19 protein-coding genes and 1 tRNA gene are annotated in these 25,977 nt (G+C 74.9%); 2 read left to right on the top strand and 18 right to left on the bottom strand.

The genetic code is table 11. The annotated features are described in order from the left end of the window. Positions 1–22: 22 nt before the first annotated feature. The 10 genes from O2W18_RS02320 to dacB form a co-directional block, all read right to left on the bottom strand. Positions 23–526: a DUF3180 domain-containing protein gene (locus tag O2W18_RS02320; protein WP_269185964.1), complete on the bottom strand. Its 504-nt coding sequence runs from the start codon at positions 524–526 to the stop codon at positions 23–25. Further along, positions 523–1,026: a 2-amino-4-hydroxy-6-hydroxymethyldihydropteridine diphosphokinase gene (folK, locus tag O2W18_RS02315; protein ID WP_269185963.1), complete on the bottom strand. Its 504-nt coding sequence runs from the start codon at positions 1,024–1,026 to the stop codon at positions 523–525. The genes O2W18_RS02320 and folK overlap by 4 nt, the downstream gene beginning before the upstream one ends. Then, positions 1,026–1,397 carry a dihydroneopterin aldolase gene (gene folB, locus O2W18_RS02310; RefSeq protein ID WP_269185962.1) on the bottom strand — a complete coding sequence of 124 codons (372 nt, stop codon included), beginning with the start codon at positions 1,395–1,397 and terminating at the stop codon, positions 1,026–1,028. Before folB ends, folK begins: the two co-directional genes overlap by 1 nt. Further along, positions 1,390–2,250 carry a dihydropteroate synthase gene (gene folP / locus O2W18_RS02305; RefSeq protein WP_269185961.1) on the bottom strand — a complete coding sequence of 287 codons (861 nt, stop codon included), beginning with the start codon at positions 2,248–2,250 and terminating at the stop codon, positions 1,390–1,392. Before folP ends, folB begins: the two co-directional genes overlap by 8 nt. A gap of 7 nt (positions 2,251–2,257) precedes the next feature. After that, positions 2,258–2,962 carry a GTP cyclohydrolase I FolE gene (gene folE / locus O2W18_RS02300; protein ID WP_269185960.1) on the bottom strand — a complete coding sequence of 235 codons (705 nt, stop codon included), beginning with the start codon at positions 2,960–2,962 and terminating at the stop codon, positions 2,258–2,260. 32 nt (positions 2,963–2,994) lie between these two features. After that, positions 2,995–4,995, bottom strand: a complete 2,001-nt coding sequence (ftsH, locus tag O2W18_RS02295; RefSeq protein ID WP_269172193.1) for an ATP-dependent zinc metalloprotease FtsH — start codon at positions 4,993–4,995, stop codon at positions 2,995–2,997. Between the two features lie 221 nt (positions 4,996–5,216). Beyond that, on the bottom strand, positions 5,217–5,807 hold the full coding sequence (gene hpt / locus O2W18_RS02290; RefSeq protein ID WP_331254053.1) for a hypoxanthine phosphoribosyltransferase: 591 nt from the start codon (positions 5,805–5,807) through the stop codon (positions 5,217–5,219). Positions 5,808–5,812: 5 nt separating this feature from the next. Further along, the gene (gene tilS, locus O2W18_RS02285) at positions 5,813–6,838 is read right to left on the bottom strand and encodes a tRNA lysidine(34) synthetase TilS (protein ID WP_269185959.1); all 1,026 of its coding nucleotides are present in this window, start codon (positions 6,836–6,838) and stop codon (positions 5,813–5,815) included. Positions 6,839–6,858: 20 nt separating this feature from the next. After that, complete coding sequence (locus O2W18_RS02280; protein ID WP_269185958.1) at positions 6,859–7,953, bottom strand: zinc-dependent metalloprotease; 1,095 nt, start codon at positions 7,951–7,953, stop codon at positions 6,859–6,861. 40 nt (positions 7,954–7,993) lie between these two features. After that, complete coding sequence (dacB, locus tag O2W18_RS02275) at positions 7,994–10,399, bottom strand: D-alanyl-D-alanine carboxypeptidase/D-alanyl-D-alanine endopeptidase (RefSeq protein ID WP_269185957.1); 2,406 nt, start codon at positions 10,397–10,399, stop codon at positions 7,994–7,996. A gap of 96 nt (positions 10,400–10,495) precedes the next feature. On the opposite strand from dacB, the gene O2W18_RS02270 reads away from it, so the two are divergent. Next, positions 10,496–10,990 carry an inorganic diphosphatase gene (locus O2W18_RS02270; RefSeq protein ID WP_036334013.1) on the top strand — a complete coding sequence of 165 codons (495 nt, stop codon included), beginning with the start codon at positions 10,496–10,498 and terminating at the stop codon, positions 10,988–10,990. Between the two features lie 158 nt (positions 10,991–11,148). Here O2W18_RS02270 and O2W18_RS02265 read toward each other — a convergent pair. From O2W18_RS02265 to O2W18_RS02230, 8 genes are all read right to left on the bottom strand, one after another. Further along, a tRNA-Thr gene (locus tag O2W18_RS02265) sits at positions 11,149–11,221 on the bottom strand. 70 nt (positions 11,222–11,291) lie between these two features. Beyond that, on the bottom strand, positions 11,292–12,479 hold the full coding sequence (locus O2W18_RS02260; RefSeq protein ID WP_269185956.1) for a DNA polymerase III subunit delta': 1,188 nt from the start codon (positions 12,477–12,479) through the stop codon (positions 11,292–11,294). A 73-nt stretch (positions 12,480–12,552) separates the two neighbouring features. After that, a complete protein-coding gene (gene tmk / locus O2W18_RS02255; protein WP_269185955.1) occupies positions 12,553–14,826 on the bottom strand; it encodes a dTMP kinase in 2,274 nt (757 codons plus the stop codon). Positions 14,827–15,151: 325 nt separating this feature from the next. Then, positions 15,152–15,895, bottom strand: a complete 744-nt coding sequence (locus O2W18_RS02250; RefSeq protein WP_269185954.1) for a class I SAM-dependent methyltransferase — start codon at positions 15,893–15,895, stop codon at positions 15,152–15,154. A 33-nt stretch (positions 15,896–15,928) separates the two neighbouring features. Continuing rightward, entirely contained in the window at positions 15,929–18,793 is a 2,865-nt protein-coding gene (gene topA, locus O2W18_RS02245) for a type I DNA topoisomerase (RefSeq protein WP_269185953.1), read from the bottom strand. A 196-nt stretch (positions 18,794–18,989) separates the two neighbouring features. After that, positions 18,990–20,519, bottom strand: coding sequence for an alpha/beta hydrolase (locus O2W18_RS02240; RefSeq protein ID WP_269185952.1), 1,530 nt, complete (start codon positions 20,517–20,519; stop codon positions 18,990–18,992). Then, positions 20,516–20,866, bottom strand: coding sequence for a hypothetical protein (locus tag O2W18_RS02235; RefSeq protein WP_269185951.1), 351 nt, complete (start codon positions 20,864–20,866; stop codon positions 20,516–20,518). Before O2W18_RS02235 ends, O2W18_RS02240 begins: the two co-directional genes overlap by 4 nt. A 130-nt stretch (positions 20,867–20,996) precedes the next feature. Further along, a complete protein-coding gene (locus O2W18_RS02230; protein ID WP_269185950.1) occupies positions 20,997–23,258 on the bottom strand; it encodes a sodium-translocating pyrophosphatase in 2,262 nt (753 codons plus the stop codon). A 195-nt stretch (positions 23,259–23,453) separates the two neighbouring features. On the opposite strand from O2W18_RS02230, the gene O2W18_RS02225 reads away from it, so the two are divergent. Further along, a complete protein-coding gene (locus tag O2W18_RS02225; RefSeq protein WP_269185949.1) occupies positions 23,454–25,970 on the top strand; it encodes a DEAD/DEAH box helicase in 2,517 nt (838 codons plus the stop codon). Positions 25,971–25,977: the final 7 nt, after the last annotated feature.

Genomic DNA, 25,977 nt, shown 5'->3' with positions numbered 1-25,977 from the left:
CCGCCCACCCGGCCGGACCGCCTCAGGCGCGGGCGGGAGGTCTGGCGGCGTCGTCCTCGTCGGGCGGGACCTTGCAGACGTGCTCCAGCCACAACGCCGCACCGGTGAGCCCGGCGGCGAAGACGACGCCGAGGACGCCGGTGACGGTGTCGGCGGTGGCCGCGGACAGCCGGCCCAACTGAGGCACCGTGTGCAGCAGCAGCCCCGCCCAGCAGCCGGTGAGCACCGCGCCGACGTAGGCGCTGGCCTGGGCGAGCACCGCCACCCGGGCCACCAGCATCGGCTCGACCGGTCGGGCGGCGGCCGGGCTCCGGCCCGGCGGCGGACGGCGGTCGCGCTGCGCGGACAGCCGGGCCGCCAGCGCCCGGGCGCCGAGCAGCTCGGCCACCGCCAGCACGCCCAGCGGCACCGGCAGCCACCACTGCAGCTGCGGCAGCGAGCCGTAGCCGGCCCGGACCAGCAGCCAGCTGGCCAACGCCAGCCCGACCACGAGGGCCACCAGGTCCCGGCCGCGGACGGAGGTCACGCCAGCTGCTCCCAGCGGACGACCGCGGCCACCTCGTCGGCCGGGAGGGCCGTGACGAGATCGGCCACCCGGCCGTGCCCGGGCAGGGTCGCCGCGGGGTCCAGTGCGAGCCACGGGACGAGCACGAAGGCCCGCTCCGCGGCCCGGGGATGCGGGAGGGTCAGCGCCGGGTCGGCCGAGACCACCGGCGTCCCGTCGTCCGCGGTGACGGTGACGACGTCGACGTCCAGCGTGCGGGCTCCCCAGCGGACGTCCCGGGTGCGACCAGCCGCCTGCTCGAGCTCCTGCGCCAGGGCGAGCCAGCCGGCGGCGTCCCGCTCACCCCGGACGACGGCGACCGCGTTCAGGTAGCGCGGCTGTTCGACCGGCCCCCACGGGGGCGTCTCGTAGAGCGTCGAGCGGGCCACCAGGCCGTGCTCCTTCAGCGCCACCAGCGCCCGCCGCAGCGTGCCCGCCCGGTCGCCGAGGTTCCCGCCGAGGGAGAGGACGGCCCGGCTCATCAGCGCTCGCGCCGGATCGCGACCGTCACGTCGTGGGCCGGCACGCCCAGGTCGACCTCCGGCTTGTGCACGGTGATCTCCACCGCGTCCACCACCGGGTACGCCAGGCACACGTCGGCCAGCCGCTGGGCCAGCGTCTCCAGCAGGTCGACCGGCTCGCCGACCAGCACGGCGTGCAGCTGCTGGGCCAGCTCGCCGTAGTGGACGGTCTTGGTCAGGTCGTCGTCCGCGGCCGCCGGGGCGGTGTCCAGCTCGAGCACCGCGTCGACCCGGAAGGTCTGGCCGTTCTCGCGCTCGGCCGGGTACACGCCGTGGAAGCCGTGCCCGGTCAGGCCGTGCACCGTGATCCGGTCCGGCGTCGGGTCAGCCACGGTGTCCTCCTGCGCTGGGGGCCGCCCGCACGGCGGCCAGGGTGGCGATCGCGTCCAGCGACTGCACCGGGTCGTGCACCCGGACGCCCCAGGCACCGGCCTGCGCGGCCAGCACCGAGATCGCCACGGTCGCCGCTTCCCGGCCCTCGACCGGGCGGAGCTCGCCCCCGGGCCCGGCGAGCAGCCGACCCAGGAACGTCTTGCGCGAGGCCCCGACCAGCACCGGCAGCCCGAGGGCGACCAGCCGGTCCAGCCCGGCCAGCAACGCCCAGTTGTGCTCGGCGTTCTTGGCGAACCCCAGCCCCGGGTCGAGCACCAGCTGGGCGGGGTCGACGCCGGCGGCGACGACGTCCTCGACCCGGGCGGTCAGCTCTGCGCCGACCTCGGTGACCACGTCTCCGTAGCGCGCCGCCGCGTACATCTCGCGGCTGTGCCCGCGCCAGTGCATCAGCACCCACGGCACCCCGGTGTCGGCCACCAGCCGGGCCATGCCCTCGTCGGCCAGGCCGCCGCTGACGTCGTTGACCAGCACGGCGCCGGCCGCCAGGGCGGCGGCGGCGACCTCGGCGCGGGTGGTGTCCACGCTGACCCGCACGCCTGCGGCGGACAGCTCCCGGACCACCGGCACGACCCGCCGGCACTCCTCGGCCGCGTCGACCCGGTCGGCGCCCGGCCGGGTCGACTCACCGCCGACGTCGACGTAGTCCGCGCCGGCGGCGTGCATCTCCAGACCGTGGGCGATCGCGGCGCCGGCGTCGGCGTAGCAGCCGCCGTCGGAGAAGGAGTCCGGCGTGACGTTCAGGACCCCCATCACCAGGCACCGGCCCGGGCGCGGCAGGAGCACGGCGCTCACTCCGCCGTCACCGCTGCAGGATGAGGCTCATCGCCTCGCTGCGGGTCGCCGGGTTCTCCCGGAAGATGCCGCGCACCGCCGAGGTGATCGTGGACGAGCCCGGCTTGCGGATGCCGCGCATCGCCATGCAGAGGTGCTCGGCCTCCACGACCACGATCACGCCCTGGGGCTTGAGCACCTCGAACAGCGAGTCGGCGATCTGCCGGGTCATCCGTTCCTGCACCTGCGGCCGCCGGGCGTACACCTCGACCAGCCGGGCGAGCTTCGACAGCCCGGTGACCCGCCCGTCGGTGCCGGGGATGTAGCCGACGTGCGCCCGGCCGTGGAAGGGCACCAGGTGGTGCTCGCAGGTCGAGTACATCGGGATGTCCTTGACCAGCACGAGCTCGTCGTGGTCCTCGTCGAACGTCGTGGCCAGGACGTCGTAAGGGTCCTGGGCCAGGCCGGCGAACGTCTCCCCGTAAGCCCGCGCGACCCGCGCCGGGGTGTCGACCAGGCCCGACCGGTCCGGGTCCTCCCCGATCGCGATCAGGATCTCCCGGACGGCGGCCTCGATCCGGGCCGTGTCGACCTGCCCCTCGGGCAGGTCGGCCACCGGGTCACCGGTCCGGGGGTCCTGGCCGACGCCGTCCACCGGCGCGCGCCGGACGGTGCCGTGGCCGTCGGCCGCCGCGGGCACGGCACCGTCGAGTCCGGCTCTGCGAGGTGCCACGCCGCCGGGGGCCACACCCCCGACCGCGTCGCTCACCGGCCCTGGACCGGGGCGCCGACGTCGCCGACCGGCAGCTTCGGCTCGCCGTTGGTCGACGCGTGCGACCCACCGTTCGCGGCGGCCACCTCCGCCGGGGTCAGCACCGGCGGACGCTCCGAGGGGGTGCGCTTGCCGAAGCCGTTGTACGGCGCCATCGACGGGCGCTTGACCACCCCGGTGCAGATCCGGTCCATGTCCTCCCGGGAGAGGGTCTCCCTCTCCAGGAGCTCCAGCACCAGCCGGTCCAGGACGTCCCGGTACTCGACCAGGATCTCCCAGGCCTCGTCGTGCGCGGCCTCGATCAGCGCGCGCACCTCGCCGTCGATGTCGGCGGCGACGGCGTCGGAGTAGTCCGACCGCGAGCCCATGTCCCGGCCGAGGAACGGCTCGGAGTCGGTGCTGCCGTACTTGACGGCACCGAGCTTCGCGCTCATCCCGTACTGGGTGACCATCGACTTGGCCAGCGAGGTGGCCTTCTCGATGTCGTTGCCGGCGCCGGTGGTCGGCTCGTGGAAGACCAGCTCCTCGGCCGCCCGTCCGCCCAGCGCGTAGGCGAGGGTGTCGATCATCTCCGAACGTGTCTGGGTGTACCGGTCCTCGGTGGGGAGGATGAGCGTGTGCCCCAGCGAGCGGCCGCGCGGCAGGATCGTCACCTTGTGCACCGGGTCGGTGTTCGGGAGCGCGTGCGCCACCAGGGCGTGACCGCCCTCGTGGTACGCGGTGACCTTCTTCTCCTTCTCGCTCATCGCCCGGGTCTTCCGCTCCGGGCCGGCCAGCACCCGGTCGATCGCCTCCTCGAGGGTGGCGTCGGTGATGACCGTTTCGTCCTGGCGGGCGGTGAGCAGCGCGGCCTCGTTGAGCACGTTGGCCAGGTCGGCGCCGGTGAAGCCGGGCGTGCGCCGGGCCACCGTCTCCAGGTCGACGTCGTCGGCGAGCGGCTTGCCGGTGGCGTGCACCTTGAGCACCGCCGTCCGACCCAGCAGGTCGGGTCGGTCGACCGGGATCTGCCGGTCGAACCGGCCCGGACGCAGGAGTGCGGGGTCCAGGACGTCCGGCCGGTTGGTGGCGGCGATCATGATGACGCCGCCCTTGACGTCGAAGCCGTCCATCTCGACGAGCATCTGGTTCAGCGTCTGCTCGCGCTCGTCGTGCCCGCCGCCCATGCCGGCGCCGCGCTGCCGGCCGACGGCGTCGATCTCGTCGATGAAGATGATCGCCGGAGCGTTCTCCTTCGCCTGGGTGAACAGGTCGCGGACCCGGCTGGCCCCGACGCCGACGAACATCTCGACGAAGTCCGACCCGGAGATGGAGTAGAACGGCACGCCGGCCTCACCGGCGACCGCGCGGGCCAGCAGCGTCTTGCCGGTGCCGGGCGGACCGAACAGCAGCACGCCCTTGGGGATCTTCGCGCCGATCGCCTGGTACTTGACCGGGTTCTGCAGGAAGTCCTTGATCTCGTGGAGTTCCTGGATCGCCTCGTCGGCACCGGCCACGTCACCGAACGTCGTCTTCGGGGTGTCCTTGCTGACGATCTTGGCCTTGGACTTCCCGAAGGCCATCACGCCCCGGCCGCCACCCTGCATGGAGCTGAACAACCAGAAGAGCAGCAGCAGGAGGAGCACGAAGGGCAGGAAGCTGACCAGGATGCTGACCAGCAGGTTGTCCTGGGAGACGTTGGTGTCGAAGTCGACGCCCTCACCCTCACCCAGGCCACTGACCAGGTCGAAGACGTCCTCCTCGGCACCGACCGGGTAGAAGGCGGTGACCTGGTCACTGCCCTCCACCGGCTCGATCAGGTCGAGGTCGACGGTCTGCTCGCGGTCGTTGATGGTGGCCGAGTCGACGTTGCCCTCGGCGAACTGCGCGAGCGCCGTGGAGGTCGAGACCTCCTGGTACTCCGGGTCGCTGCGGAAGAAGCTGGAGCCGACGAAGGCCAGCAGGACGACGATGGCGATCCAGAACCAGACGCTCCGGAAGATCTTCTTACGTTCCATACACCGTGGCCGGGCGCCGGGGTGGACCCGGCTTGCCCGTCGACCCTCCTGATCGTCGCTGGACGCCGCCCGCGACCCTGGGGGACGCCCCGCCGCGGGGCGACGTCGTTGGGTCGAAGGTACACCGGTGGACCTGTGCCCCTGCTGCTCTCGAGCTGTTCGGCCTGGCTGCAGGGACCCGCGGCGAGCGAAGCGGGTCGTGGGTGCAGCCAGGTCCTTCCTCAGCCGGAGTAGACCTCGGGCTTGAGCGTGGCGATGTAGGGCAGGTCGCGGTACCGCTCGGCGTAGTCCAGCCCGTAGCCGACGACGAACTCGTTGGGGATGTCGAAGCCGATGTAGCGCACCGGGACGTCGACCTTCACCGCGTCCGGCTTGCGCAGCAGCGTGCAGACCTCCAGGGACGCCGGCCGCCGGCTGCCCAGGTTCTTCAGCAGCCAGGACAGCGTGAGCCCGGAGTCGATGATGTCCTCGAGCACCAGCACGTGCTTGTCGGCGATGTCGCGGTCCAGGTCCTTCAGGATCCGCACCACGCCGGAGGAGCTCGTGGCGCTGCCGTAGGAGGAGACCGCCATGAACTCCATCTGGGTCGGCAGCTGCAGCGCCCGGGCGAAGTCGGACATGAACAGCACCGCGCCCTTGAGGACGCCGACCAGCAGCACCTCGCGGCCGGCGTAGTCGTGGGCGATCTGTGCGGCCAGCTCCGCGATCTTGCCCTGGATCTGCTCCTCGGACAGCAGCACGTGGTCGATGTCCGGGCCGTAGCCGTGGTCCGGGCCCAACGGGCCGGCTGCGGGGATGGCGGGCTCGCTCACGACGGTCAGGGCTCCTCAGGGGGGACGACATCTGGTGCAGCCGGGCGCGGACCGGTCCCGCGACCGGGGGGACCGCCGGGCTGCACGGTCAGCCTGCCAGACGCGCGCCGCACTCCCGCACCGCCGGGGAGGTCCACCCGTCCCTGGCCCCTCCACCGGGTGACGAGCGCGTCGACCGCCGACAGGTGCACGCCCTGCAGGTCGGGCACCCCGGCGCGGCGGAGCCAGCCGCGCAGCACCCGGCGTCGCAGGGCCGTGGGCAGCTCGGCCAGCGGGGCGGCGGGCAGGTCGCCGTCCTGGCCGGCCAGCGCTGCCAGCTCGGCCTCGGCCAGCGCATCCAGGGTGTCGAGGTCCTCCCGCATCATCGCCGCGGTCCGGCCGAGCGCGCCCGCAACGCCCCCGCCGAGGACCTCCTCCAGCAGCGGCAGCACCTCGGTGCGCAGTCGGACGCGGGTGTAGGCCGGGTCGCTGTTCCACGGGTCGTCCCACACCGGCAGCTGCTGCGCCGCGCAGGCGGCCCGGGTGGTCGACCGCCGGACGTCGAGCAGCGGGCGCCAGAACGGCGGGCGGTGCTCGACCATGCCGGCGACCGAGCGTGGCCCGGAGCCGCGGGCCAGCCCGAGCAGGACGGTCTCGGCCTGGTCGTCCAGGGTGTGGCCCAGCGCGACCGCCGCCCCGTGCTCGCCCGCCGCCCCGGCCAGCGCCGCCGTGCGGGCCACCCGGGCCGCGCCCTCCGGCCCGCCCTCGACCCCGACGTCGACCCGGAGCACCAGCACCGGGGAGAGTCCGATGGCCCGGAGCAGGCCGGCGGTGCGCTCGGCCTGCTCGGCCGACCCGGGCTGCAGTCCGTGGTCCACGGTGACCCCGCCGACCGGGCGGCCGGCGCGGGGTGCCTCGAAGGCCAGCGCGGCGGCCAGGGCCACCGAGTCCGCTCCCCCGCTGCAGGCGGCGAGCACCGGGCCCGTGCCCGTCTGCAACCCCGGGCGCACGGCGCTGCGCAGCGCCGCGACGGCGGGGTCGGGTCCGACCACCGGGGGCGGGGCGCGCCGGCTCAGGCGGGGAAGGCGGGCCGGGTCTCCAGCACCCGCTCCACCCAGCGGGCGGGCTCGGTCAGCTCGTCCTTGTACGGCAGGTTCTCCGGCCCGGCCCAGACCTGGTTGAACCCGTCCATGCCGACCAGCTCGACGACCCCGGCCACGAAGACCCGGCCATCGGCGTACTGCTGCATCTTCTGCTCCAAGCCGAGCAGGCGGCGGAGCACCCGATCGATGGGTCCACGGCCCTTGCGGCGCTGGGCGAAGCGCTTGCGCAGCGTGCGCACGGACGGGACGACGTCGGGGCCGACGCCGTCCATCACGTACTCGGCGTGCCCCTCGAGCAGGCTCATCACCGCGGTGACCCGGTCCAGCACGGCGCGCTGCTCGGGGTCCCGGATGAGCGCCATCAGGCCCTGCGGGGCGTCGTCGTCGGCACCGGTGCCGCGGACGACGTCGGTGAGGCTGCGCAGCACGTCGGTGAGCCGCTCGCGCAGCACGTCCGGGGTCAGGTCGGTCGCCTCGGCGAAGGCGGCGATCTGCGCCTCGAGGTGGCCACGCAGCCACGGCACGGCGGTGAACTGCAGCTGGTGGGTGACCTCGTGCAGGCAGACCCACAGCCGGAAGTCCGTGGGGTCGACGCCGAGCCGGCGCTCGGTCTCGACGATGTTGGGCGCCACCAGCAGCAGCCGGCCGCCGCTGCCGAACACCTCGTACTGGCCCAGCACGCGGGTGCAGAGGAAGGCCAGCACCCCGCCGGCCTGCACCCCGGTCGCCCGCGAGCCGATCGCGGTGGCCAGCGGCCCCGGCGTGGTGCCCTGCGCCGCCTGCAGCCGGTCGGCGAGCGGGTCGAGCAGGGCGGCCATGCCCATGGTGTTCGAGTCGATCCAGCCGGGCCGGTCGACGACCGCCACCGTGGGCTCCGGGCCGCCGGGGACCGGGCGCAGCCCGGTGAGCGCCTCGACGTGCGCGACGGCGGTCGCGGCCGCGCGGTGCAGCTCCGCGACGACGCCCGCCGCCTCCTCCCGGGAGGTCTCCGGGCCGGCCCCGACCAGGCGACGGGCGGTGCGGCCGGCGAGGTCCCAGTCGACCAGGGACGAGGAGCGGCTCATCGCCTCACCGTACCCGGCAGCACCCTCCGGCCCGCCGCCGTCAGCGGCAGCCGCAGCCGGCCAGCGCGGCCGCCACGACGTCCAGTGCGGTCTCGGTGTCCTCCAGGCTCCCGGTGGCCCCGTCGGCCAGGATGGCGAACGCCAGCAGCCGGCCGTCTGCGGTCTGCACCGTGCCCGCCAGGTCGTTCACGCCCAGCAGCGTGCCGGTCTTGGCCCGCACCGACCCGGGGATGCCCTGGCCGGCGACCGCGCGGTCGGTCAGGGTGCCGTCGTACCCGGCGACCGGGAGGCCGGAGAGCAGCACGTCGGCGTCGGGGACGCTCCCGTCCGCGGCGGCCTGGACGACGTCGACCAGGAGCCGGGCGGGCACCCGGTCGTCGCGGGACAGACCGCTGGCGTCGGAGAGGGCGAGCCCGGTGGTGTCCAGACCCGCCTCGGCCAGCGCGGCGCCGATCGCCTGCCCGGCGCCCTGGAAGGTGGCCGGCAGCCCCCGGGCGATGGCCACGTGCCGGGCCAGCGACTCGGCCAGCAGGTTGTCCGACGCGGTGAGCGCCTGCTCGACCAGCCGGGCGACGGGCGCGGACTCGACGCTGGCCAGCGTGCGTGCGCGGGCCGGTGCGGCACCGAGGCTGACGGCCGCGTCCGGGGCGCCCAGCGCCGCGGCCAGTGCGGCACCGGCGTCGGTGCCCGGCGACCCGCTGCGGGGGGTGCGGCCGGGAGTCTGCCGGGCGCCGTCGACGGCGGTGGCGGTCACCGGGGCGGCGTAGGTCGACGGTGCGTCGTCGGCCCCCCAGCCCTGGGCGGTGAGCGGGCCGCTGAACAACGAGTTGTCGACGACGACGCTGGTCACCGGCTGACCACCGAGCGCCTGCTGGACCTGGGCGGCCAGGTCGGCGATGGTCGCCGCACCGGGGTAGTCGACCGAGGGCGCGGTCGTCGACAGGGTCGGGTCGCCCCCGCCCACCAGGACGACCTCCCCCGGCGTGCTGCCGGCCACCACGGTGGTCGTCAGGGTGTCGGTGGGCTCCAGGGTGGTGAGCGCGGCGAGGGCGGTGAGCAGCTTCGCTGTGGAGGCCGGCGTGCCCGGGTCGGCCGCGTCCCGGTCGAAGAGCACCTGCCCGGTGGCCACGTCGACGACCTGTGCGGACAGACCGCTGCCGAACGCCGGGGACCCGAGGAGCGGGGTGAGCACGGCCGCGAGCGCCGCCGGGTCGGGCACCGGCGCCTCCGCGGAGAGCGGGGTGAGCACCGGGCCTGGCTCGGTGAGGTCGGGCAGGACGGCGTCGGGCACCTGCTCGGCGTCCACGGCCACCGGGGAGTCGCCGCCGGTCAGGTCGAGGGCCAGCACCACCCCGGCCGCGACCAGGACGAGGGCGAGGACGGCGGCGACCAGGACCTTCACCAGCCGGCCACTGCTCCCAGCGCCGGACCCCGCCCGCCGGCCGGAGGTGACCGCGGTCGCGCCCGCCGCAGGGGCAGCGCGTTCGGGGGCCGCCCGGCGACCGGTCACCCGCTCGGCCTGTGCCCGCGCCAGGTCCTCGCGCTCGACTGCCGCGCGCTCTCCCGCCGCGCGCTCTCCCGCCGCGCGCTCAGCCGCCGCGCGCTCGGCCGCCGCGCGCTCGGCCGCCGCGCGCTCTGCTGCCGCGGCCCGCTCGGCCACCGCCCTGCGCTCGACCGCGGCGCGCTCGGCTGCTGCGGCGCGCGCGGTCGCGGCTCGCTCGGCCGTCTCGTGCTCGATGGCCGTGCGCTCGGCGGCCATCGCCGCAGCCGCGGCGGCCCGCTGCCCGTCGGCCTCCTCAGCGGCCGCTCGTTCTGCCGCCAGCCGACCCGCCTCGACCTGCTCGGCGGCCACGCGGTCGGCCTCCGCGCGCTCGACCGTCGCGCGCTCGGCCTCGGCGCGCGCCGCCTCTGCCTGGTCGGCCACGGCCCGTTCGGCGGCAGCGTGGTCCTCGGCGGCCCGCGCCGCGGCGGCCTGCTGGGCCGCCCACTCCCGGACGGCGGCGAGGTCGGCGGCAGCCTGCTCGGCCCGGGCACCTTCGACGTCGGCCTGGTCGAGCTCCGCCTGGGCGGCCGCAGCGCGCTCGGCCTCCTCGGCGGCTGCGCGCTCGGCGGCAGCCCGCTCGGCCGCCCACCTCTTCACCGCGGCCAGGTCGGCAGCTGCCTGCTCCGCGGCGGCGCGGCGCGCCTCGGCAGCCTCGCCGGCCGCCTCCGGGGGCGGCTCCTCGGTGGCCGGCGGCTCGGGAGCCTGCTCGACCGGGGCCGTGGCCGCCTGGGGTCCCTGCTCGGCCGGCTCCCGCACCGGCCGTGCCGGTTCCGCCGCCGGACCCGCGGCGGCGTCCGGGGTGGTCGCGGCGGGCGCCGCGTCGGCCGGGACCGACGGATCGGGCGTCGTCCCGTCGCCGCCGTCAGCCGCCGAGGGCGGCACCTCCGGGTCGCCCGCAGGCACCCCAGGCTGCTCTGCACCCGGACTCGACGAGATCTCCCCCACCCCCTGGAGTGACCTCCGCCGACGGGACGGACGGTCGTACGCCACACTATCGGCGTGCAGTTCGACGTGACGGTAGAGATCCCCAAGGGCCAGCGGAACAAGTACGAGCTGGACCACGCCACCGGACGCATCCGCCTGGACCGGATGCTGTTCACCTCGACCCGGTACCCCGCCGACTACGGGTACATCGAGGAGACGCTCGGAATGGACGGTGACCCGCTCGATGCCCTGGTGCTCCTGGAAGAACCGACGTTCCCCGGGTGCCTCATCACCTGCCGGGCGATCGGCATGTTCCGGATGACCGACGAGGCGGGTGGGGACGACAAGGTCCTCACCGTCCCGGCGACCGACCCCCGGATGGCCCACCTGCAGGACATCAACGACGTCTCGGAGTTCGACCGGCTGGAGATCCAGCACTTCTTCGAGACCTACAAGGACCTCGAGCCGGGCAAGTCGGTCGAGGGCGCCGAGTGGGTCGGGCGCGCCGAGGCCGAGGCCGAGATCGAGGCCTCCCGGCAGCGCGCCATCGACACCCCCCGGCAGCACTGACCCCACCGGCGGACCTCGCCGAACACGCACCCGACCAGACGGCGGCGCACCCATCGGGTGCGCCGCCGTTCCACATCCACCGAACGGCGGGCGACGGTGGCGTCCCGCAGCAGCGCACGACACGTGCGCCGGCCGAGGCGGGGAGAGGGAGGTGGGAGAGCCGCCTGTCGGAATCGAACCGACGACCTTCTCATTACGAGTGAGATGCTCTACCGACTGAGCTAAGGCGGCGGACTGCGCGAGTGAGCTTACGGCACCGCCGCGCTCGTCCTGCGATGCCCCTGCGATGTGGCGGCGCGGATCAGGCCGGCAGCCGGAGCGCGACCGTCAGCGCCTCCACGGCGATCTGCGGCTTCACGTTCTGCTCCAGCGCCGTGCGTGCGGCGAGCACGGCGTCGATCCGGCGCAGCGCACCCTCGGCGCCGATCCGGCGGGCCAGCTCGACGGCGTCCGCCCGACGGTCGGGGTGGGCGAGCGGCAGCGTCAGCTCCCCGGGCGGGCCGCCCGCCGAGCTGATCACCAGCGCGTCCCGGTAGAGCGCCGCCAGGTCGACCAGCGCTCGGTCCAGGGAGTCCCGGCCGATCCGGGTGGCCCGCCGCTTCTGCCGTGTCTCCAGCTCCTTGAGCTGCCCGGCCCCGCGACTGGCCGCAGCGACCCCCGGCCCGCGCGCGCCCACGCCCAGGCTGGCCTTGACGGCGTCGGTCTCGACCGCGTCGACCTCGGCGACGGTCTTGTCCGACTCGTCCTTGGCCGTCCCGACCAGGTCGTCGGCGGCGTGCAGGCAGGCCGCCAGTGAGACCAGCGACAGCGGGATGTCCAGCACCGCCTTGCGGGCCAGCCGGGCCGACTCGTCCCGGGCGAGGTGCCGGGCCCGGCCGACGTGCCCGCCGGCGGCCGCCGCCGACCAGGCGGCCAGAGCCGGGTCGATGCCGTCCCGGCGGACCAGCACCTCGGTGACCGCCTCGATCCGCGGGGTGCGCAGGGCCACCACCCGGCAACGGGAGCGGATGGTGACCGGCACGTCGTCGGGGTGCAGCGAGGGCGCGCAGAGCAGGAAGACCGTCCGCGGCGGCGGCTCCTCCAGCATCTTGAGCACCGTGTTGGAGGCCTGCTCGGTCATCCGGTCGGCGTCCTCGACGACCACGATCTGCCAGCGCCCCTGCGACGGCGCCCGGCCCGCGGTGCGGACGATCTGCCGCACCTCGGCGACCCCGATGGACAGCCCCTCGGGCACCACCCGGTGCACGTCGGCGTGGCTGCCGGCCAGCACGGTGCGGCAGGCGTGGCAGGTGCCGTCGCCGCCGGCCGGGCACTGCAGCGCGGCAGCGAAGGCCCTGGCGGCGACCGAGCGACCGGAGCCGGGCGGCCCGGTGAACAGCCAGGCGTGCGTCATCGCCGCCGGCTGGGCCACCGCGGCCTGCAGCTCGGCCACCACGGCCGGCTGCCCCACCACGTCGGCCCACACCCCACCGACCGTCACGTCGCCCATCCTCTCTCAGCCGGTCCCGGCCCCGTCCAGAGGCTCGCCCCGAGCCTGCGAGGGGTGCGGAGGACGGGGTCCTTCAAGGGTGCAACTGAGGGGTCGGCCCCGTCTGGACGTGGTCGCTGCCGCGTCGGCTGTGCGGCACCGGCACGTCGGCCGGGAGCTGCTGCAGCGGCAGGCCCTCCAGCAGCACGCTCACCCGGGTGCGGATGGCGGCGGCGATCTCCTCCGGCGACCGGCGGGCGTCGAGCACCAGGTAGCGGTCGGGCTCCGCCTCGGCCAGGGCGAGGAACGTCCGGCGGACCCGCTGGTGGAAGTCCAGCGACTCCGACTCCAGCCGGTCGGCGGCGGCCCGCCCCCGGGCCCGGGCCAGGCCGACCTCGGGTGGCAGGTCCAGCAGCAGGGTGAGGTCGGGCCGTAGCCCCTGGGTGGCCCAGCGGGAGATCGAGCGGACGTCGTCCATCGGGATCGTGCGGCCGGCGCCCTGGTAGGCCAGCGAGCTGTCCACGAACCGGTCGGTGATCACCACCTCGCCGGCGTCCAGTGCCGGGCGGAGGACGTCGTGCACGTGCTGCGCGCGGTCGGCGGCGTACATGAGCGCCTCGGCCCGCGGCGACAGCCCGGCGCTGGCCGGGTCCAGCAGCAGCGCCCGGACCTTCCCACCCAGCGCCGTCCCGCCCGGTTCGCGCGTGGTCCGGGCGACCAGGCCCTCCCCCGTCAGCCACTCCTGCAGGCGGCGCACCTGCGTCGACTTGCCGGCCCCCTCACCGCCCTCGAAGGCGATGAACACCCCACCGCCGGCCAGCCGGCGGCGTGCGGTGGTGTCCCGGCGCAGTGCGGTCACCACGTCGGCCAGCAGCGGCACCGGGCGGCCGTCGTCCATCTGCCGGTAGGCGACCACGCCGACGCCCACGGCCAGCAGGCCGGCGACGAACAGCATGACCCGCTCCCCGGTGACCGCCAGCGTCAGGATGCCGACGTCGACCTGGTTCTGACCGATCACGCCCACGCCGATCGGCACCGTCGCGAGGGAGAGGATCAACGAGGCGCGGACGAGGGACTGGACGATCGCGAACGTGCGGCCGCGGATCGCGTCGTCGACCTCGGTGCCGAGGAGGGTGAAGCCGGCCAGGTAGGCGATGCCGGCGAAGAAGCCCATCAACACGACCAGCAGCAGCGCCACCCACAAGGTGGCGATCCACGACATGAACAGCACGGCGATCCCGGCGCCGACGATGGCCACCCCGAAGATCCGCTCCCGGGCGAGGTCGTGGGCGATGCTGGGGCCCACGGCGATGCCCAGACCGAGGCCGACGAAGACGGCCCCGAACAGCAGCCCGTAGGCCGCCTGCCCCCCGCCCAGGGCGTTCACGTAGAACTGCCCGGTCGCGATGATCGCACCGGCAGCGGCGAAGGCCCCGGCGATCCCGAGGATCAGCCCGCGGACCAGGCGGGTGTGCCCGGCGAAGGAGAAGCCGGCCTTCAGCGAGCCGAGGAAGCTCTCCTGCGGCACCTCGGGCCGGGTGGCCCGGCGACCGCTGATCGAGGGGAGGTTCCAGATGACGACGGCCGCGACCAGGAAGGTCAGCGCGTTCAAGTACAGGGCGAGGGCGATCTGGTCCAGCCCGGGGAACAACTGGCTCAGCCGGCCACCCGAGGTGTTCAGCACCGCGTAGACGCCACCGGCGAGCACCGGGGTGATCCCGTAGGTGGTGACCAGCGACAACTGGTTGGCCGGCTCCAACTGGTCCTTGCGGAGCATGTTCGGGACGGCGGCGTCCTTGGCCGGGGTCCAGAAGAGGCTGACCACCTCGATCAGGAACTGCGCGATGAACAGCCAGACCAGGTTGTCGACCACCGGGATCGAGGCGAACAGGCCGAACCGGAACAGGTCGGTGACCACCATCGTCTTGCGCCGGTCGAACCGGTCGGCGAAGACCCCGGCCAGCGGCCCGAGCACGAGCGCCGGCAGCAGCCGGAAGAGCAGGACGCCGCTGAGTGCCAGGTTGCTGGCCATGTAGCCGTCGACCAGCGTGGTGGCGGTCGCGGTGATCGCCAGCAGGCCGAGCCAGTCGCCGAAGCTGGACAGCGACATCGACAGCCACAGCTTGCGGAAGTCGCGGACCCGGAGCACCGCCCGGATCCGGGCCATCAGCCCGACCTCGCCCGCACCGGCCTGCGCCGACTCGTCGAGGTCCGCGCCGTCCCGGCCTGCGTCCTCGGACGGGGCCTCGGCGCCGGAGGGCTGCGGTCCGTCTGCCGGGAGTCCGTCGGCCAGCCCGGCCAGTGGCAGGGTCGCGGCGTCCTCCGGGGTCGGCACCCCGGCGGGCGGCAGGCCGTCGCCTGGGGCCACGGGGGCGGGGCCGGCGACGCCGTCGCCCGTGGTGCCGTCGCCCGTGGTGCCGTCGCCGGTGGTGTCGTCGAGGCCCCCGCCGGGTGCGGCCAGCGGGCCATCGGGGGACGGCCGGTCGGCGGACGGGTCGTCCGCGGGACGGTGACCCGTCGGGTCGGAGCTGATCGGGGACCCCCGGGGTGTGGCGGCACCGGAGCGCCGCGGGACATGGCCGTGTCATGGCCTCGGCGTGGTCACCGTACCGGTCCGGACCGACGAATCCGTCCGGTCGACGACTCGTCCGGGCCGCGCGCCCCCGGCTGTCCGACCCGCTCGCGTGCTGGGCTCAGCGCGGGGAGAGCCGGTGGGCGCGGGTGGTGTACGGCAGCTCGAGCTGGGTGCGGCCGCGGGTGTCGGGGTGGGTGGACAGCAGTTCCCGGACCCGGCCGAGGAACTCCACCCGCCGGGCGCCGTCCATCGTCGCGACGTAGCTGCGGGTGCCGATGCCGCGGACGACCTGGTCGTGCGTCAGCCGCTGGGCGACGGCGGAGTCGAGGACCTCCACCTCGGCGGGCAGCTCGGCAGCGAACCGGGCCACCACCGTCTGGTCGGCCTCGTGGTCGCGTGCCTCGTCGGCGAGCAGCTCACCGAGGGCGCGGACCCATGGCACCCGCTCGTCCCGGGTGTTCCAGACCAGGCCGACCACCCCGCCCGGCCGGAGCACCCGGCGCAGCTCGGCAGCTGCGGGGGCGACGTCGAACCAGTGCGCGGCCTGCCCGGCGACGACCGCGTCCACGTCGGCGTCGGGCAGCGGGATCGACTCCGCTCCCCCGGTGGCCACCCGCACCCCGGGCAACCGCTCGCGCAGCTGCGCCAGCATCTCCCCGGACAGGTCGACGGCGACCACCTCGTGCCCGGCGGCCACCAGCCGGTCGGTGAGCAGGCCGGTCCCGGCCCCCAGGTCCAGCACCCGGCGTGGGGCGCCGCCGAGCAGGAACCCGACCACGTCGGCCGGGTAGGTGGGCCGGAGGGCGGCGTAGTCGGCCGCGACCGCACCGAACGACGTCCGCCGCTGATCCCAGCCCTCCACCCGGCCTCCCTCCGGCCTGCCCGTCCGGCCCCGTCAGCTGCCGGCCGGGACCCGCTCCTCGACCTCGGTGGTGGCCTGTGCCGGCTCGGCGGCCGTCTTCTTCGCCGTCGTCTTCTTCGCGGTGGCCTTCTTGGCGGTGGCCTTCTTCGCCGGCGCCTTCTTCGCAGCGGTCTTCTTGGCCGCCTTCTTCTTCACCGGCGCCCGCTCACGGCGGTCGGCGAGCAGCTCGGCCGCCCGCTCCAGGGTGATCGTCTCGACCTCGTCGCCCTTGCGCAGGCTGGCGTTGACCTCACCGTCGGTGACGTAGGGGCCGAAGCGGCCCTCGCGCACCGTGACCTGCCCCTGGCTGACCGGGTCCGCGCCCAGCTCCTTGAGCGGCGCCTTGGCCGCAGCCCGGCCCCGCTGCTTGGGCTGCGCGAAGATCGCCAGCGCCTCGTCGAGGGTGATCGTGAAGAGCGCGTCCTCGCTCTCCAGCGAGCGCGAGTCGGTGCCCTTCTTGATGTAGGGCCCGTACCGGCCGTTGAGCGCCTGGATCTCCGCCCCCTCGGCGTCCTTGCCGATGGTGCGCGGCAGGGTGAGCAGCTGCAGCGCCTGCTCCAGGGTGACGGTCTCCGGCGTCATCGTCTTGAACAGGCTGGCGGTCCGCGAGGTCTCCTTGCTGCCCTCGGGCACCACCGTGGTGACGTAGGGGCCGTAGCGGCCAGCCTTCACCGCCACCGGGAAACCGGACTCCGGATCGGTGCCCAGCTCCCGGTCCGAGGAGGGGGCGTTCAGCAGCTCGGTGACGCGCTCGGTCGTCAGCTCGTCGGGCGCGATGTCCTCGGGGAGGCTCACCCGCGCGCCGTCCTCGCCGCCGGCCTGCAGGTAGGGGCCGTACCGGCCGACCCGCACGACCACGGGCTCGCCGTCGGGCGCCACCGCCCGCAACGGGATGGAGTTGACGCCGCGGGCGTCGATCTCCTCCAGCCGCTGGCCGACGACGGACTTCAGCCCACCGGAGGCACCGATGCCGCCGGCGTGCCGGCCCTCGCCACCGAAGTAGAACTCGGTGAGCCAGTCGACCCGGCCCAGCTGCCCGGCGGCGATCTCGTCGAGCTCGCGTTCCAGCGACGCGGTGAAGTCGTAGTCGACCAGCTGAGCGAAGTGCTGCTCGAGCAGGTTCACCACGGCGAAGGCGACGAAGGACGGGACCAGCGCCGAGCCCTTCTTCCAGACGTACCCCCGGTCCTGGATCGTCTGCATGATCGACGCGTACGTCGAGGGCCGGCCGATCTCCAGCTCCTGGAGGCGGGCGGTGAGGCTCGGCTCGGTGTAGCGCGCCGGCGGGCTGGTGGTGTGCCCCTTGGGGTCCAGCTCCCGGGTGTCCAGCCGCTGCCCCTGCTCGACGCGCGGCAGCCGGCGCTCGCTGTCGTCGGCCTCGTCCTCGTTGCCGGAGCCCTCGTCCTTGCCCTCGACGTAGGCCCGCAGGAACCCGGGGAAGGTGATCGTCCGCCCGGAGGCGGTGAACTCGACGGCCTCACCCGTGCTCGAGCTGCCGGCGAGCCGGATGCTCAGCGTCTTGCCGACGGCGTTGGCCATCTGCGAGGCGATGGTGCGCTGCCAGATCAGCTCGTAGAGCCGGAACTCGTCGCGGGCCAGCTGGCCGGCCAGCTGCCCGGGGGTGCGGAAGGAGTCACCGGCCGGGCGGATCGCCTCGTGCGCCTCCTGGGCGCCCTTGGCCTTCTTGTCGTACCGGCGCGGCTCCGCCGGCACGTAGGCGTCGCCGTACAGCTCGGCGGCCTGCCGGCGGGCGGCGGTGATCGCCTCGTTCGACAGGTTGGTCGAGTCGGTCCGCATGTAGGTGATGTGGCCGTTCTCGTAGAGCCGCTGGGCAACCCGCATGACCTGGGCGGAGGACCAGCCGAGCTTCCGGCCGGCCTCCATCTGCAGGCTGGAGGTGATGAAGGGGGCGTAGGGCTTGCGGGTGTAGTCCCGCTCGTCGACCCGGCTGACCGCGACCGGCCGGCCCTCCAGGCGTGCCGCCAGGCCGCGGGCACCGGCCTCGTCCAGGTGGACGACGTCGCTGGTCACGGTGCCGGTGTCGGCGTCGAAGTCGCGGCCGGTGGCGACCCGGCTGTCGTCCACGGTCACCAGCCGGGCCCGCAGGGTGGTCGGCTCCCCCGCGTCGGTCGCGGCGCGCCGTTCGGCGACCTCGAAGACGCCGTCGAGGCTCCAGTAGTCCGCGGCGGTGAACCGCATCCGGGCGCGCTCGCGCTCCACGACGATGCGGGTGGCGACCGACTGCACCCGGCCGGCCGACAGCTTGGGGAGGACCTTCTTCCACAGCACCGGGGAGACCTCGTAGCCGTAGAGCCGGTCGAGGATCCGGCGGGTCTCCTGGGCGTCGACCAGCGCGGTGTCGAGCTCCCGCGGGTTCGCCACGGCGCGGGCGATCGCCTCGCGGGTGATCTCGTGGAACACCATCCGGCGGATCGGCACGGTCGGCTTGAGCGTGTCGATCAGGTGCCAGGCGATGGCCTCGCCCTCGCGGTCCTCATCGGTGGCGAGGTAGATCTCGCTGGCTTCCTTGACCAGCTGCTTCAACCGGGTCACCTGCTGCCGCCGGTCCGGGCTGACCACGTAGAGCGGGGCGAAGCCGTGGTCGACGTCGACACCGAGCCGGGCCCAGGACTCGCCCTTGTGTGCGGCGGGCACGTCGGCGGCGTTGCGCGGGAGGTCACGGATGTGCCCGACGCTGGCCTCGACGACGTAGTCACTGCCGAGGTACCCAGCGATCTTGTTCGCCTTGGTCGGCGACTCCACGATGACCAGCGGCTTGCCTCCGGCCGCGACGGCACGCTTGCGCGGCGCGCGGTCGCCGGTGCTGGTGGCTGACTTCGTGGTCTTGGTGGGCGGCACGGTGCTCCTGTCGAGGGTGCTGGTGCATTCACCGGGGAGGACCCGGCGGCGCACGGGGCAGAGCGAGCTGTACCCGCTCGGCGACGCCACGGTAGGCCACGACCGGACCAGGAGGCCGAGCGGTGAACCGGAACGCCCCGGCTGGTCCACCTCCAACGGATGACGTCGCTCACTGTTCCCGGCACCGATCCGCAGGTCATCGCGGCGCCCACGGGCCGGCGACGACCGCGCCGACGGCGGCCAGGGTCGGGCGGTCGCGGTCGTAGTACTGGGTGTGTCCCTGGGTCGGCTCGGTCGGCAGGGGGACGTCGCCGAACCTCGTGTCGAACGGGCCGGCTCCGTACCAGCCGGACCAGGCGATCGGGTCGGCCGCCGACCAGGCGCCGTAGACCTCCGCCACCTCCAGCCCCGCCGCGGTGCCCGTGCCCGTCCCGGGGCTGCCCAGCAGGACGACGGCGTCCGCGGCCAGCCGTCCCGGCGCTCGCGCCGCCTCCCCGGTGACGACCGTCCCGTAGCTGTGCGCCAGCACGGTCGTCCGCGGTGCCGGCCCGGCGGCCCGGGCAGCACGACTGGCGGCCAGCCCGTCCAGCGCACCGTCCAGGTCGCGGCCCCCGCGCCGGGAGGTGTGCCCGGAGACCGAGGTGAACCACCGGGGTGTCCGGTAGCCCAGCCAGGCGACCGTCGCCACGGCCAGGCCCGGGGCAGCCACCGCAGCGGCCGCCGCGACGTCCCGGGCGTCACCGACCAGACCGGGCAGGTCGTCGCCGACCGTGGTCTCGACCCCCGGGACCAGGACACCCACGGCGGCAGCGGTGTCCAGGTCGCCGACGGACAGCGCCACCAGGCCGGTGACGGGGTCGAACTGGAGGAGCTGCGCCACGGAGCCGGCGTCCACCAGCCCGGTCAGGGTGCGCTGCACGACGCGGGCGGTGTCGTGGCCGACCGACCCCGGCGGGAGGTGCTGCAGCGCCGCGGCCAGGTTCCCCCGGTTCGCCCGGTCGCGGGCCCAGGCCGGCAGACCGTCCAGGGCGCCGACCGCACCCGGCTGCCCGTCGATCGCCTGCAGCTGCCCGGCCGCCGTCAGACCGGCCCACCAGGCCGCGGCGCCCTGGGGGTCCGCGGTGACCGGGACCTGTGGCGCCCGCACCGGCCGCAACCGGTCCACCAGGTCGGCGACGCGGTCCGGCACCGGGACGGCGACCGCACCGAGCCGGCGCAGCGGCTCCAGGGCAGCTGCGGCGCACGCCACCGCCCGGGCCGCCGCGACACGGGCCTCCTCGGCTCTCTCCTCGGCGAGCACTGCGGCGCCGCGGGCGGCCTCCACGTCGGCCAGCTGGTCCGGTGCCATGGCCGGGTGGGGTGGGGCGGGGACCCCGACCGCCCGACCGGCGCCGTCCAGACCCACCCCGCCGGCGGCGGCGACCGCCAGGGCCTCGGCGGCCAGTTCCTGCGCCTCGTCCGCCGCGGCGGACAGCCCGGTCAGGTCGGCCAGCGAGGCGGCCAGCGCCCCACCGACGCCGGAGGTGATCGTGGAGAGCTCGACGAGCGCCGCCGCGGCCGCCGTGCCGGCCGGACCCGACCAGGACCCCGCGGCCCCGAGCTGACGACCCAGCTCGTCCAGCCTCCCCCGCCAGGGCTCCAGTCGATCGGTCAGCACCCCGAGGGTGACCACCGCTCCCCGCAGCTGCGGGACGTCCCAGCCGGCGACGACTGCCGTCGTCGTCACCGCGGCACCCGGACCCGGCCACCGCCGGCACCGCCACCGAGCTGCCCGGCGCCGTCGCCACCGAGCTGCCCGGCCAGGCCGACGTCGATCGCCCGGTAGGACTCCAGCGCGGCCGCCAGGGTGGCGGCGACGGCCAGGGTGCGCGCGGCCAGCGTGGTGACCAGGTCGGTCCACGCCGCGCCGGTCGCGGCTGCCGACTCCCCTGCCTCCCCCTCCAGCGCGGTGCCCAGCGCCCGCCCCGCCGAGGCGCACAGCTGGGCGTCCTCGCCGAGGTCTGCGCCGAGTGCGGTCAGCTCACCGAGCAGTGCCCCGAGGGCATCCAGGTGGACGTCGATCAGATCGGACACACGTGCCTCCCGGCGGCGGACCACGGCCCCGGGCGGGACCGGCGGGAGGGACGCTAGGGAGCTCGGCACACCTCCCGGGTGCCGTCGTCCACACCCGGTGCCGCTCTCCACAACCCGCCGGGGCAGCCGGTCAGTACGCCTCCGAGGTGAGCGTCTCCGACTCGCTGCCGCTCTCGTCGCCCACGACGCTGGAACGCCGCTTGCTGACCACGACGGCCACCACGATCACCAGGACCGCACCGATGGCGATCGCCAGCCGCAGCGCGGTGTTGGCGCCCTCGCCGACGGACAGTCCGACGACGGCCGGGGCGATGAGCAGCGCCACCAGGTTCATCACCTTGAGCAACGGGTTGATGGCCGGGCCGGCGGTGTCCTTGAACGGGTCGCCCACGGTGTCGCCGATGATGGTCGCCTCGTGCGCCGGGCTGCCCTTCCCGCCGTGCGCGCCGTCCTCGACCATCTTCTTGGCGTTGTCCCAGGCTCCGCCGGAGTTGGCCAGGAACACCGCCATCAGGGTCCCGGTGGCGATCGCACCGACCAGGTAGGCGGCCAGCGGGCCGAACCCGAGCCCGAAGCCGACCGCGACCGGCGCCAGGACGGCGAGCAGGCCCGGGGTGGTCAGTTCCCGCAGCGAGTCCCGGGTGCAGATGTCGACCACACGGCTGTAGTCGGGGCGCTCGCTGTAGTCCATGATCCCGGGGTGCGTGCGGAACTGCTCGCGCACCTCGAACACGACCCGGCCGGCGGCACGCGACACCGCGTTGATCGCCAGCCCGGAGAAGAGGAAGACGACGGCGGCGCCGACGACGGCGCCGACGACGTTGTTCGGGGAGACCAGGGTGAGCGCGTTCCCGAGGTCTGACCCGGCCTCGTCCAGCGCGACGATCAGGCTGGCGTTGTAGGAGCCGAACAGGGCGGTGGCCGCCAGCACGGCGGTGGCGATCGCGATGCCCTTGGTGATCGCCTTGGTGGTGTTGCCGACCGCGTCCAGGTCGGTGAGCACCTGGGCGCCCTCGGCGTCGATGTCCCCGGACATCTCCGCGATGCCCTGCGCGTTGTCGCTCACCGGGCCGAAGGTGTCCATCGAGACGATCACCCCGGCGGTGGTGAGCAGCCCACAGCCGGCCAGCGCGACCGCGTACAGCGCCGCGGCGCCGCCGATGAGGAAGGCGCCGTAGACGGCGGTGCCGATGAGCAGCGCCGCGTAGACCGCCGATTCCAGGCCCAGGGAGATGCCGGAGAGGATCACCGTGGCCGGGCCGGTGAGCGAGCTGCGGCCGACGTCGCGGACGGGTCGACGGGAGGTCTCGGTGAAGTAGCCGGTGAGCTGCTGGATCGCGGCGGCCAGCACGATGCCGATGAGCACGGAGAGGAAGCCGAGGACCTGCGGGCTGACCGCGATGTCCAGACCGTCGGAGATCGTCGGCAGGATGGTGAACGCCGCCGCCGCGACCAGCACCAGGGAGACGGCGGCGGAGACGAAGAAGCCGCGGTTGATCGGCACCATCCAGTTCCGGTCGTTGCTGCCGGGGTTGCTGGCCAGGATGCCGACCACGGAGGCGATCACCCCGATCGCGGCCACCACCAGCGGGAACACCATCCCCACGGGACCGAAGAAGATCTGGCCGAGGATCAGCGCGGCCACCAGCGTCACCGCGTACGACTCGAAGAGGTCGGCGGCCATGCCGGCGCAGTCGCCGACGTTGTCCCCGACGTTGTCCGCGATCGTCGCCGCGTTGCGCGGGTCGTCCTCCGGGATGCCGGCCTCGACCTTGCCGACCAGGTCGGCACCGACGTCGGCGGCCTTGGTGAAGATGCCGCCGCCGACGCGCATGAACATCGCCAGCAGCGCCCCGCCGAAGCCGAACCCCTCCAGCACGATCGGGGCGGTCTCCTGGAAGAGCAGCAGGGCCAGCGAGGCCCCGAACAGCCCCAGCCCGACGGTGATCATCCCGCAGACGCCGCCGGTGCGGAACGCGATGCGGAAGGCCGGCCGGTGCCCGCCGGCGGCCGCGGCGGCCGCCACCCGGACGTTGCCGCGGGTGGCCAGGGTCATCCCGATGAACCCGACCGCGGCGGAGAACCCGGCACCGACGAGGAAGAAGGCCGCGCGACCCAACCGGGTGCCCAGCCCGCCCTCGGCGACCGGGAGCAGGAGCAGCAACCCGAAGACGATGACGGCGAACACGGCCAGGGTCCGGTACTGCCGTCTCAGGTAGGCCCCGGCGCCCTCCTGGATCGCCTTCGCGATCTCCTGCATCGACGCCGTGCCCTGATCTGCGGCCAGGACGGCGCGGACCAGCCAGGCGGCGAAGCCGAGGGCGGCGAGGGAGATGAGGAGAGCGATCGCCACCAGGGCGAGGTCTCCTCCGGACAGGTCGGCGTCGGGCATGTGTTCCTCCGAGGCGAGGCGGGGCGCGCACCGGCCAGCCGCCCCCGGGCTCTCGCTCGGGAGGGCCCGGCGTGGGACGCACTGTGCCGCAGGAGGTGGGCCCGCCGCCAGACCCCGATGTGATCCCGTTCACACTCAGCGTCATTCGGCCCGCTGTCCCGGCAGCGGCTTGCGCGCCGGTGTGACAGTGGGGTGGTGACGTCCCTGCGCTCCGTCCGGCGATCGGCGGACGTGCCACCGGAGCCGGCGCCCGACCCGGCCGGTGGAGCACTGCCCGGCACCGACCTGCTCGAGGCCCTGCTGTCCGGCACCGATGCCGACGACGACCCCGTGACCCACGTCCACCGGCTGCCGGCCCGCCCCAGCCGGCTGGCGGCGTGGCCGGACTGGGTCGGCGCACCGCTGCGGGACCGGCTGGCCGAGCGCGGGGTGCCGGCGCCGTTCAGCCACCAGGTCGAGGCGGCCGAGCTGGCCCGGGCCGGCAGCCACGTCGTCGTCGCCACCGGGACGGCGTCGGGGAAGTCCCTGGCCTATCAGCTGCCCGCGCTGACCGCGCTCGCCGACGACCCGCGGGCGTGCGTCCTCTACCTCGCCCCCACCAAGGCGCTCGCCCGGGACCAGCTGGCCTCCGTCGCTGCCCTGGCCGACCCCTCGGTGCGACCGGCGGCCTACGACGGCGACACCCCGATGGAGGAGCGCGAGTGGGTGCGGCGGCACTCGCGCTGGATCGTGACCAACCCGGACATGCTGCACCGCGGCGTGCTCCCGGCCCACCAGAAGTGGTCCAGCACGCTGCGCCGGGTCGCCTACGTGGTCGTGGACGAGTGCCACGCCTACCGGGGCGTCTTCGGCTCGCACGTCGGGCACGTGCTGCGCCGGCTGCGGCGCATCTGCCGCCGCTACGGCGCCGACCCGGTGTTCGTCCTGGCGTCGGCGACCGTGGCGGACCCCGCGCTGGCCGCCGGCCGGCTGGTCGGTGCCCCGGTGACGGCGGTGACCGAGGACGGCTCGCCGCGTCCGGGCGCGACCTTCGCGCTCTGGGAGCCACCGCTGACCGAGCGGACCGGTGAGCACGGCGCTCCCCTGCGCCGGTCGGCGGCAGCCGATGCGGCCGGGCTGCTGGCCGACCTGGTCGAGCAGAACGCCCGCACGCTGGCGTTCGTGCGCTCCCGCCGCGGCGCGGAGTCCGTCGCCGAGCAGGCGCGGGTGATCCTGCGGTCCCGCGGCCGGGCGGACCTGGTGTCCCGGGTGGACTCCTACCGCGGGGGGTACCTGCCCGAGGAGCGCCGGGAGCTGGAACGGGCCCTGTCGACCGGCGACCTGCTGGGCGTGGCGACCACGAACGCCCTCGAGCTCGGGATCGACATCGCCGGGCTCGACGCCGTCGTGCTCGCCGGCTACCCGGGCACCCTGGCCTCGATGTGGCAGCAGGCCGGCCGGGCCGGACGGGCCCAGCGCGAGTCGCTGGTCGTGTTCGTCGCCCGGGACGACCCGCTCGACCACTACCTGGCCCACCACCCGCGCGCGGTGTTCGGCCGGCCCGTCGAGGCGACCGTCACCGACCCGGCCAACCCCTACGTGCTGGGGCCGCAGCTGTGCTGCGCCGCCGCCGAGCTGCCCCTCACCCATGCCGACCTGGCCGACTTCGGCGGCGACGTGGCCGAGGCGCAGGTCGGGGAGCTGGTGGCCGAGGGGCTGCTGCGCAGCCGCCCCACCGGCTGGTACTGGGCCGGACGGGGCCGGCCGGACGTGGACATCCGCGGCAGCGGTGCCGCGCCGGTGTCGATCATCGAGGGCGCGACCGGCCGGCTGCTGGGCACCGTCGACGGCGACGCCTCGCACGCGACCGTGCACACCGGCGCGCTCTACGTGCACCGCGGCGAGACCTACGTGGTCGACGAGCTCGACGTCGAGGACGCGTGCGCCGTGGTGCACCCGGAGAGCCCGGAGTGGACGACGGTGGCCCGCGACACCGTCGACCTGTCGATCGTCGCCACCGACCGCACTCGCCCGCTGGGCACCGTCACCGCGCACACCGGCGTCGTGGACGTCACCAACCAGGTCGTCGCCTACCAGCGGCGGCGGCTGGGCACCGGCGAGGTGCTCGCCGAGTTCCCGCTGGACCTGCCGCCCCGCCAGCTGCGCACCCGGGCGGTGTGGCTGACGCTGGACGAGCGGGCGATCGACCGCGCCGACGTCGACGACGCCGCGCTGCCCGGCTCGCTGCACGCCGCCGAGCACGCCGCGATCGGCCTGCTCCCGCTGCTGGCCACCTGCGACCGCTGGGACCTCGGCGGGGTCTCCACCGCCCTGCACCCGGACACCGGCGCGGCGACGATCGTCGTCTACGACGGCCACCCGGGTGGCGCCGGCTTCGCCGAGCGGGGGTACGCGGTGCTCCGGGACTGGCTGCAGGCCACCCGGGCGACGGTGGCCAGCTGCGAGTGCGAGTCCGGCTGCCCGTCGTGCGTGCAGTCGCCCAAGTGCGGCAACGGCAACGACCCGCTGGACAAGGCCGGCGCGGTCCGGGTGCTCGACGTCGTCCTCGATGAACTCGCGCACGCCCCGGAGCTGACGGCCGAGGAGCTGGAGGTGACCCGGCGGCCGGCGCTCCGGCCCGCCCTCTTCGGCGCCAGCACCCCCACCACGACGGAGGCCGAGCCCGCCACCGAGGCGGGGGCCGGTCCCGACCCCGACGACCTCGTCTTCTGACCCGGTC

Source organism: Modestobacter sp. VKM Ac-2983, from assembly GCF_026967885.1.
Lineage (GTDB): Bacteria > Actinomycetota > Actinomycetes > Mycobacteriales > Geodermatophilaceae > Modestobacter.
Note: the sequence above shows the minus strand (reverse complement) of the source record. Positions and strands in the feature narration are given on the sequence as shown.